At 42.6% G+C, this 11,490-nt stretch carries 5 protein-coding genes; all 5 read left to right on the top strand.

Annotated elements, in window-relative coordinates; all coding sequences use genetic code 11:
* The 5 genes from FHX64_RS10960 (at position 1) to FHX64_RS10940 (ending at position 11,446) form a co-directional block, all read left to right on the top strand.
* Positions 1-2,709: a glycoside hydrolase family 31 protein gene (locus FHX64_RS10960; RefSeq protein ID WP_183413890.1), complete on the top strand. Its 2,709-nt coding sequence runs from the start codon at positions 1-3 to the stop codon at positions 2,707-2,709.
* Between the two features lie 14 nt (positions 2,710-2,723).
* Positions 2,724-4,340: an alpha-L-fucosidase gene (locus tag FHX64_RS10955; protein WP_246392451.1), complete on the top strand. Its 1,617-nt coding sequence runs from the start codon at positions 2,724-2,726 to the stop codon at positions 4,338-4,340.
* A 101-nt stretch (positions 4,341-4,441) separates the two neighbouring features.
* Complete coding sequence (locus FHX64_RS10950) at positions 4,442-7,225, top strand: glycoside hydrolase family 3 C-terminal domain-containing protein (RefSeq protein ID WP_183413889.1); 2,784 nt, start codon at positions 4,442-4,444, stop codon at positions 7,223-7,225.
* Between the two features lie 163 nt (positions 7,226-7,388).
* A complete protein-coding gene (locus FHX64_RS10945) occupies positions 7,389-9,821 on the top strand; it encodes an alpha-L-arabinofuranosidase C-terminal domain-containing protein (protein ID WP_183413888.1) in 2,433 nt (810 codons plus the stop codon).
* Between the two features lie 44 nt (positions 9,822-9,865).
* Positions 9,866-11,446, top strand: a complete 1,581-nt coding sequence (locus tag FHX64_RS10940; protein WP_183413887.1) for a glycoside hydrolase family 43 protein — start codon at positions 9,866-9,868, stop codon at positions 11,444-11,446.
* The last annotated feature ends 44 nt before the right edge of the window (positions 11,447-11,490 follow it).

Genomic DNA, 11,490 nt, shown 5'->3' with positions numbered 1-11,490 from the left:
ATGCTTAATTTATCAGATACCAGGAAAAGATTTTTTCTTTTCATAATGTGTATTATTCCGGTCATTGCGTCTGGAGAAGTATATAAAAGCTATACTTTGCAGCATAACCACCTTTCTATCCAACTCAATGACGGTGTATTGGATCTAATACCATTATCCGATAATGCAGTGAGAGTAAGATACTATAAAGGAGCAGAAGCACAGGTCCCAGAACTCATTTTTACACAAAAACAAGAAAAGCCGGCATTTCATATAACCGACTCACCTTTAAGACTTGAATTAAAAGAGGCAAAGATGACTGTTGTATTGGAAAAGCAAGATGGTCAATTATCCTTTGTTAATGCCATGGGGAAAGTATTCCTGCGGGAAATTCCGGGAAGCCGTAAATTAACAGCAGATTCCGTTATGAAGGAACCCTGTTTTGTTGCAGGGCAAAGCTTTGATTCACCCCCGAACGAATACCTTTACGGATTGGGACAATTTCAGGATGGCTATCTGAATTTACGCAATGTCAGCCGGAAGTTGATACAAGTCAATACACAAATTTCCCTCCCCTTTATTTATTCGAGCAGGGGATATGGCCTTCTATGGCATCAATATGGCCTTACCTATTTTAATCCAGCCGATCATTCTATTCCCCTGGTCAAGAAAGAAGCTATTGTTGGAGGAAGCCAGGAAGAAGATGTAACCACCACTTCAGGAACACAAAAAATCTCTAGGCAAGAGTCACTCTATACAGGAACATTTATGATTAAAAAAGGAGGGGAATATTCCCTCATGTTGGATCTTGGAGCCATGGATAGCCGTCAATTTCTGGTGATAGATGATACCATACGCATAGATCAGTCAAATTTATGGTTGCCACCGGCAGTGAGTACCCTTGTCAGGCTTAAAGCAGGAGAGCATAAGGTACAAGTGATATGCAAGTCGACCAATACACCAAAATTAAGATGGAGGCTCACAGATAACGAAACCACCTTTCGTTCCCCAGATGCAAATATGTTGGATTATGTAGTTTTTTACGGTCCATCAGCAGATAAAGTAATATCCACATACCGGAATTTATCAGGCAACGTCCCCCTTCTTCCAGAATGGGCTTATGGTTTCTGGCAATGCAGGGAGCGTTATACCTCCAGTTCTGAACTCGTAAACACAGTAAAGGAATTCCGGGAAAGGAAAATTCCCATGGATGTTATTGTGCAGGATTGGCAATATTGGGGTAATAATGGGTGGGGAGTCCCAAAGTTTGACACAACCCACTATCCCCACCCATCGGTTTTTCTTAAAGCCATACATGACCTGCATGCACATTTCTGTATCTCTATTTGGTCAAATCCGGATAAAAATTCCGCCATAGGAAAAGAGTTCGAGTCAAAAAATCTCTATATCCCCGATAGTAAATGGTTGGATTATTTTAATCCCGAAACAAGGAAAGAGTACTGGAATACTTTAAACAAGAATCTATTTAGCCACGGAGTTGATTCATGGTGGATGGATGCAACAGAACCTGAAAACGACGCGCTACATGGAGCAAAGACCTATCTGGGGTCAGGTGATTTTTACCGGCTTACCTATCCACTGTTTGTCAGCAGGGCAGTATATGAAGGCCAGCGGGCAACGACCAACCAAAAGAGAGTTTGTATTTTAACACGTTCAGCATTCCTGGGACAACAACGATATGGAACGATCAACTGGTCAGGAGATATAGGCGGTACCTGGGACTCCTACCGGAGACAGATTGTAGCAGGCTTAAACTATACCATTACCGGAATGCCCTATTGGACAACAGACATTGGCGGGTTTTTCCGTCCGGGCAATGCACAATACACTGACAAAAAATACCAGGAATTACTCATCCGGTGGTATCAGTGGGGAGCATTTAACCCTATTTTCCGTATTCATGGTTACCAATCTAAAACCGAGCCGTGGAATTACAGTGAGCAGGTTCAGGAAGGCATGCTGAAAATGCTAAAGCTGCGTTACCGGTTACTTCCCTACCTGTATTCTGAAGCATGGCAGGTAACCAGGAACGGTTATACCATCATGCGGCCACTGGTAATGGATTTTTCCAGGGATAGTATCGCTCTACATCAACAATATGAATACATGTTTGGTTCTTCCTTTCTTGTTGCTCCGGTTACCAGGCCCAACGTATCAGCATGGAAAGTCTATTTACCCCAGGCGGTTTTATGGTACAATTTCTGGACAGGCCAACCATTCAAAGGAGGGCAAACCATACACACAGCAGCACCCTTGGATCAGATACCCTTGTTTGTCAGGGCAGGTTCCATTGTCCCCATGGGAAAATATATCCAGTATGCAGGAGAAAAACCGGCAGACACCCTTGAGATACGAATCTATACAGGTGTCAATGGCAGCTTTAAGTTATATGAAGACCAAGGGAATAATTACAATTATGAAAATGGGAGCTATACCATTATACCATTTAGTTGGAATGAAAGGCATAAGATCTTGATAATTGGGAAGAGACATGGAAATTATCCCGGTTGCCTGAAGCGACGCATTTTTAATGTTGTTCTTGTAAATGACTCAGAGGGAACAGGTATAGCCGAGAGTAAAACAAAAAAACAGGTGCTATATACGGGAAAAGAAATTAAAATAAACATGGATAACATACATAATGAATCTGCAACATCTGTCAATGGAAAAAGGATTAGATTTTTGTTACAGAATCATGCACAATCCTAACACTAAAGATTATTATGAATCCGATATCAAATGACAAACATTATCCAAACGCCACCATTAAAACAAGCCACATGAAGATCAATGAAATTTTTCGCATCAGCATTATATGTAGTGCTCTACTGTTATGTTCGTCGCAGATGAGGGCACAAATGGATTATTATCCTCCGGGATTTGATAGCATACCGTACCCCCAGGGGAAATTCAAGCCCACCGACCAGTCGCTCAAGCAGTATCACTATCCGAAATGGTTCCGTGACGCCAAGTTTGGGATATGGGCACATTGGGGGCCACAATCCGTACCAAGACATGGCGACTGGTATGCACGGAACATGTACATTCAAAATGGGACTAGTTGGGAAACTGCTGATTATAAGGATCACCTAAAAAGATACGGCCATCCCTCGAAGTTTGGCTACAAAGATATCATCCCCCTGTGGAAAGCACAGAAATGGGATCCGGCCAAACTGATGGCCCTTTACAAGAAGGTAGGCGCCAAATACTTTGTCAGCATGGGAGTCCACCATGACGATTTCTTTCTGTGGAACTCCAAACTCCACAAGTGGAACGCAGTCAACTACGGGCCACACAAAGACGTAGTAGGCATCTGGGAAAAAGAAGCCAGGAAAGAAGGCCTCCATTTCGGTGTATCGGAACACCTGGGGGCAAGTTACACCTGGTTCCAGAAAGCCCACAGCATGGATACCACAGGCCCGATGAAAGGCGTACCCTATGATGCGAATAACCCGAAATATTTTGATTTATACCATCGCAAGGCAGCCCCGGGAGATAACGGGTGGCTGACGAATAATCCGGAATGGCAGCATGAATGGTATTATAGCATACGGGAGTTAATCGATAAATACCACCCCGATCTCCTGTACTCTGACAGCGCCCTTCCTTTTGGCAATATCGGGCGGAGCCTCATTGCCCATTTTTATAATGACAATATGGCACAACACGATGGGCAACTGGAAGCCGTGTATACCTGCAAGGAACCCTCGCAGGGGCGCTTTGTCCAGGACATGGAACGCGGGGTGATGGACACCATCAGCCAATATCCGTGGCAAACGGACACCTCCATAGGGGATTGGTTTTACCGGACCGGCCAACAATATAAAAGCGCAACAGAGATTATCCAGATGCTGGTGGATATCGTCAGTAAAAACGGGAACCTGTTGATAAATGTTGTCCAGACACCCGAAGGGAACCTGGAACCGGATATGCTGCACATTTTGCATGGCATTGCCCAATGGACGGCGGCCAACGGAGAAGGTATCTATGGATCACGTCCCTGGAAAATATATGGGGAAAACCCGGCCAACGCCAAAGAAGTGAAAAGTGCGATGTTTAACGAAAGCAAGCTGCAATACAGTGCACAGGACATACGCTTTACCACAAAGGGGAAGACTCTCTATGCCTTTTGTCTTGGCCAGCCAACGGGGGCTATCCGTATTGTGTCATTGCGTAAAAACAATCCATACGAAAAAAAGGCCATTGCTTCCATCACAATGCTAGGCAGCAAGGAACATTTGGGATGGCATCAGCAAGACGATGCCTTGGTGATCGACAAACCGGCAGTACTCCCTGCATGGAAAGTGCTTGGATTTAGAATCACGTTCAGAAACAAATAATTTAATTCTTTTGATCATCCTTGATTAACAGTATGAACAAGGATGTTTGATCTAATCAATATTCAAATCATCTTAATTAGTATATTCAAAAAACCACAATCATGAAAAAGCATTTTTTTATTTATGTTAGCATTATTGGGCTGATGATAATAACTTTTTATCCATCCGTTTATGCCCAAAAGACAAAAACAAATTCGACATCGCAGGTAAGCAAAAGCACTCTTCCGCTTTATCTGAATACTTCCTATTCGTTCCGGGAGAGAGCTGCAGATCTGGTTTCCCGCATGACGTTGGGCGAAGAAGTACTGCAACTTCATACCAATTATGCACCGGCTATTCCCCGGTTGGGTGTAAGCCAATATTATTACTGGAGCGAAGGACAACATGGTATCAATGCCATGTTTGGGAACATTCACCATGGGAATTCCAAGAAAGAAGAAGCTTATGGAAGCCCTCATGCGACCAGTTTTCCAGTCAACTTTGCAACAGCCATGAGCTGGGATCCCAAACTTATTTATCGGGAGGCTGAAGCTATTTCGGATGAAGCCCGTGGTTTTGTAGATAAATCTTTATTCAATGTGGGTCAGAATAATTTAGGTGATTCAAAGGACAATTATGGGAATTTGATCTATTGGGCACCCACTATCAATATGGATCGTGATCCTCGTTGGGGACGTACCGATGAAGCATTTGGAGAAGATACGTATCTTGCTTCACGCATGGCAGCAGCGTTTGTGGATGGCTTTCAGGGACAAACCATAAATGGAGAATCAAAGACCGGGTATTTGAAAGCAGCAGCTACCGCTAAACATTATGCATTGAATGACATTGAGAATAATCGGACAGGTATTTCATCTGATGTAAATGATGAGGCTATAAGGGATTACTACACAGCCACATTTCGTTATCTTATAGAAAAAGCGCATGTGGCAGGATTGATGACTTCCTATAATGCCATAAATGGGACTCCTGCTGTAGCAAACACCTATACTGTGAACGAACTTGCCCAGCGAACTTTTGGATTCGACGGCTACATTACATCCGATTGTGGAGCTATAGGCACCACTTATAATACCTTCCCGTTTGGTCATGACTGGGCAGCTCCGGGATGGATGACCGACCACCAGGGGGGAGGTAAATCCATATGGACAAATACCAAAAGTGGCCGCGTTGTGTCAGGAATTTCAGGAGGTTTAGCCTATGCCCTGAGAGCCGGGACCGATCTCAACTGTACAGGTTATGAGAATACTCTTCCTAATATAGAGGAAGCGATAAAGGCAGGTGTTTTGAGTAAAGGAGTAGTTGATATAGCCCTTACCAATGTCTTCACCATCCGAATGAAAACCGGAGAGTTTGATCCTTCCGGTAAAGTTCCTTATACTAAAATCACCAAGAGTGTGATCCAAAGTCCTGATCATCAAAAATTGGCAGAAGAAGTAGCAGAAAATACGTTGGTGCTGCTGAAGAATGATACTGTACCTGGAATGCACAAGTGTTTGTTGCCAATGAATGCTTCCAAATTAAATAAGGTTGTCATTGTCGGCAATTTAGCTAATGAGGTAACATTGGGTGGGTATTCCGGAGATCCATCGCTTAAAGTAAGCGCTGTACAGGGTATCACGTCTGCCATGAAGGAAATTAATCCAAACAGTCAGGTGATTTTTGACAATACCGGTACTTCGACTACTTCGGAAAATCCTGCCTTATTAAGTGAAAAGACAAAGTCCGATATCAAGAGTGCCGATTTGGTAATTGTTTTTGCTGGCACGGATGAAGCAGATAGTCATGAAGGGAAAGACCGTGCGGATTTAGGAATGCCGGGCAATTATGGCTCCATGATTTACCAGGTAGCTGCGCTTGGCAATCCGAATATGGTGATGGTTATTCAATCCGTAGGCCCCGTAAATATAAGTTACACACAACACTATTTCCCCTCCATCCTCTTTAGCAGTTACAATGGAGAGAGCCAGGGAACAGCCCTGGCCAATGTGTTGTTAGGTAAAAAAAATCCAAGTGGACATCTTAACTTTACATGGTATAAAGATGCCACTCAACTCCCTGATAAATCGAATTATTATTTAGCACCGACGGGGGCGATGGGATCCAGAGGATTGGGTCGTACCTATATGTATTTTACAGGAACTCCTTCATATCCCTTTGGTTATGGGTTAAGCTATACACAATTCAAATTTTCGAACATAACCCTGTCGAAATCAGATATAACACCGAACGATAGCGTCATGGTAAGCTTTGATGTCACCAACACAGGAAACACCTCCGGTGAGACGGTAGCCCAACTCTATGTGGCATTTCCCAGGATTAAAGGAGCTCCACTGCCGATCAAAAAGCTGGAAGGCTTTGCAAAGACCGAAGATCTCCAGCCCGGACAAAGCCAACACATTACCCTTACGTTGACAGCTGCAAATTTAGCCCTATGGAACGAAAAGGAGCTGAAGAGTATGGTTTATAACGGGGCTTATCAGATACAGCTCGGATACAACTCGCAGGATATAGCCAGTAGCAATGATGTGAATATACAAGGAGAGCTTACTTCTCAAATAGAGCACGTCACCTTGCAGCCGGAACAGCTCGTATATCCTATTGGAGCCACTGTAAACCTCATGGATAAAAACAAATGGATTGAAAGCGACATCATCAAGGCACGCGAGGAACGCCATGCTGTTGCCGACCGCATTCTTGAAGCCGTAAACAATGACGGTTCATTTGTTGACCTGTCAAAGGTTCACATCCACTATCAATCCAATAATCCGAAAGTTGCCAAAGTAAATGATGCGGGAGTCGTCAAGGCCGTTGGGACAGGAGTAGCTACGATTACCGCTACCATCAATGGTGTTTCCGGATCAATGGTAATGGTGGTAAAATAGGACTTTATCTGAAAAGAGGCCGTTAATGATTTTTGTTGCTGATGGTATGTAACCCCCTTAAGATGATACAGAAGAATGCCCGGAATGCAATCATAGAGAGGAACTTGAACATAACCATGTGCATCCTTGTAGAATTGATAATAAATAATATACAACTAAACTAATGAATAAGCACATTAAACGTCTGATCAAATTGTCTTTATTATTGCTGTTGTTTGCGACGGTTCTTCAGGCAAAGACAGTAAAAAGAGGAGAAACGAGGATCACCGTGGAAGTCAATAAACCAGGGCACAAGATTTCTCCTATGTTATTTGGAATCTTTTTTGAAGATATTAATTTGTCTACCGACGGGGGTATGTATCCGGAATTAGTACGTAATCGCTCTTTTGAGGATGCTGATACGTTGCAATACTGGAAGTTTATTAGTGCCGACGGACAGAGCAAAGCCTCCATTGCCAGTGCGGATGCACAGGTACGGCCTCCGATCCTCCCGCTCAATCCATATAATCGCAAATCTCTTTGCATCAAAGCTAATGGCGCTTTTAATTTAGTGAATGATGGATATTGGGGAATGAATATTATTCAGGGCGATTGTTATACATTCCAGTTAGCTGCGCGGACAACCGATGATTTTAGAGCTCCGTTAACCATTCGTATTGTAAGTTCAACAGGGAAGGAGCTGGCATCGGGAGAAATCAAGGCCTTTGGAACACAATGGCAATATCACTCTCTGGATTTATCTGCATCAGGAAGCGATCCGAAAGCGCATCTGGAAATTTCAGGTACGGGGAAAGGTACATTATATCTTGATATGGTTTCCTTAATGCCGGATAAAACCTGGAAGAACCACGGATTACGGATTGATTTGGCTGATGCATTGGACTCTCTTCATCCCAGATTTATGCGTTTCCCGGGTGGAAGTTTTGTGGAAGGCGTCAATATAGCTGATATGTATAATTGGAAAAATACGATCGGGAATATCGATATGCGTACGCCGTTAAGGAATCTCTGGGGATATAATTCTACCAACGGTATTGGTTTTCAGGAATATTTGCAACTTGCTGAAGACCTTGGTGCTGAACCGCTATTTTGTATAAATGCAGGGATGTCCTATGGTGAAGTGGTTCCTATGGATCGTATGGGGCAATGGGAACAGGATGCCTTGGACGCAATTCAATATGCAAACGGGCCGGTGACTTCGGTCTGGGGGAGTCTTCGCGCAAAAAACGGACATCCCGAGCCATTCCATTTAAAATACATCGAAATAGGGAATGAAAATGGAGGAACTACCTATGATAAGCGCTGGGAGTTAATAGCAAATGCTATTCATGCCAAATATCCGAATATTAAGCTAATTGCAGATGAATGGGAGGGAGGCCATCCCCATGACCCCATGCCGGCTATTATTGATGAGCATTACTACAATAATCCTGATTGGTTTATCTGGAATGCGCATAAATATGATAGCTATGACCGCAAGGGTCCGAAAGTTTTTATTGGAGAATATGCAGTGACGAGCGGCACAGGGAAAGGTGACCTGCGGGGCGCTATCGGCGAAGCAGCATGGATGACCGGCATGGAGCGTAATTCAGATATTGTGGAGATGGGTTCTTATGCTCCGCTTTTTTGTAATGCAAATCATAGAGCCTGGCCGATCAATTTAATTAATTTCGATAGTTATCGCTGGTATGGCATCCCGAGTTATTATGTTCAGGAAATGTTTTCCAATAATCAGGGAACAGTTGAATTGCCTGTTAGTATTGAGCATGCTCCTGTGTTTGAAATTCCTGTTTCGTCCGGCTGTATTGGGTTAGGAACACGCAATAGTAGTGCCGAATTCAAGGATCTCCAGGTGGTTTCATCGAAAGGGAAGATCCTGTTTAACCCGAAATTTTCCCAAATTGATGATCAATGGCGAAAATCACCACGAAGTGAATGGACGGCTCAGAATGGGGTTTTAAAGAATTCGTCAAATACTTTTTGGGGTAGCGCCATTTTTATGGGCGATACGGCGTGGACGAATTATACGATCACATTAAAAGCCCGTAAGATTTCAGGAGAGCATGGGTTTCAGATTTATTTTAGAAACAAGAGTAGAAATAATCATTCGGGCTGGGATATAGGTGAATCGGGGGATACCACTTGTTCAATGACCTATGGGCTATTATCAGATACCAAAAAGATCAATATCGAATCAGGACGTTGGTATGATATAAAGGTCGTAATTCGGGGAAACTCCATAAAAGGATATCTTGACGGCAAGTTGATTCAGGAATTGTCTGATGCTGATGTGAATGTCAAAGATATGAATGCAAGCGCTTCTTATGATGATAAATCAGGCGATATTATTCTGAAAATTGTCAATTCGTCAGCTAAACCTGTAAAAACAGAAATTGACCTTACTGGAGCGGCTAATTTAACAGGGAACGGGAAAGCGATTGTTCTGACTTCTGCCAGTCCCCTTGATGAAAATACGTTGGAAGATCCAACTAAGGTGTCTCCAAAGACGGAAATGATAAATTTTTCCGGTAATACTCTTACGCGGTTATTCCCCGGAAATTCATTAACTGTTTTGCGTTTGACGACAAAGAAATGAGAACTTGGAATATACTTAAAGCTTCTAATTATAAAACGATTTATATGAAAAGAATCTATATCATTTTTATGGCACTTTTCTTTACAATGTGTTTCAATACAGTATTTGCAAAGAAAAGTTATGCTCACAATCCGATCATATATGCCGATGTGCCTGATATGTCGATGATTCGGGTGGGTCACAATTATTATATGAGTAGTACTACAATGCATATGAGCCCCGGCGTACCCATCATGAAGTCAGAAGATTTGGTAAATTGGCATATAGTCAATTATGCGTATGATACGCTTGCCAATATTGATGCCTTGAATCTTGCCGATGGCAAAAGCGCTTATGGGCAAGGATCTTGGGCAAGTAGTCTGAGGTATCACAATGGAATCTACTACGTTTCTACGTTTTCACAAACAACAGGTAAGACCTATGTATATTCTACGAAAAATATAGAAAAAGGCCCTTGGAAAGGATGTTCTTTTAAGCCAGCTTTACATGACAATTCGTTGTTTTTTGATGACGACGGGCGTGTCTATATGATTTATGGTAATGGCCAGCTTCGTATTATAGAACTTAATACTGATGCTTCTGGCATCAAACAAGGTGGAATTAATCAGATTCTCATTAACAATGCGAGTGCTCCGGCAGGTCCTAATGTTGGTCTTGGCGCCGAGGGCTCACAATTATTTAAGGTGAATGGGAAATATTATCTTTTCAATATTACCTGGCCACGGGGTGGAATGCGTACGGTTGTGATTCATAGAGCTGATAAAATAACAGGTCCTTATGAAGGTAGGCTAGGTCTCGAGGATAAAGGAGTTGCACAAGGAGGCTTAATCAGTACTCCTAAGGGGAAATGGTATGCTTATTTGTTTCGTGATTATACTGCTGTTGGTCGTGTCCCCTATCTTGTTCCGGTTCATTGGGAGAATGGATGGCCTGTATTGGGTGTTAATGGTAAGGTTCCCGATGAACTTAAAAATCTTCCCGCAAGTAAAGGTTTGATTCCCGGTATTGTAGCATCCGATGATTTTAGCCGTCATAAGGGAGAATCTGCTTTGCCATTAGTTTGGCAATGGAACCACAATCCGGATAATACATTGTGGTCTGTAACCCAACGAAAAGGTTATTTGCGACTTAGAACCGGACAAATAGTCAATAATTTTTTGATGGCTCGCAACACTTTGACTCAACGCACCATTGGGCCTGTATGTTCAGGTTCCACTTCTATTGATATTTCAAATATGAAAGAAGGAGATTTTGCTGGTCTTGCCCTGTTACAGGCAAAATATGGTTTGGTTGGAGTCAAATATGGCAGAGGTGGTAAAGCAATTGTAATGGTTAATGCCGAATCCGGTAACCCTATCGAAGTTCAAAGTGTTCCATTGAATCAAAAGGAAGTTTATCTGAAAGCCGAATGTGATTTCAGAAACCATACAGATAAAGCCTATTTTTTTTACAGCCTTGATGGTAAATCGTGGAAACAGATTGGTACACAACTTCAGATGCAATACACAATTCCACAATTTATGGGGTATCGATTCGGATTGTTCAATTATGCTACCCAATTATCAGGAGGATATGTTGATTTTGACTATTTCCATATTAATAATCGGATTTCTTTGAGAAAGTAATAGTCATCATTGGTAAATTAGGACTAAAGAATTTAATGCAATCA

This window comes from Microbacter margulisiae, assembly GCF_014192515.1.
GTDB classification, from domain to species: Bacteria; Bacteroidota; Bacteroidia; order Bacteroidales; family Paludibacteraceae; genus Microbacter; species Microbacter margulisiae.
Note: the sequence above shows the minus strand (reverse complement) of the source record. Positions and strands in the feature narration are given on the sequence as shown.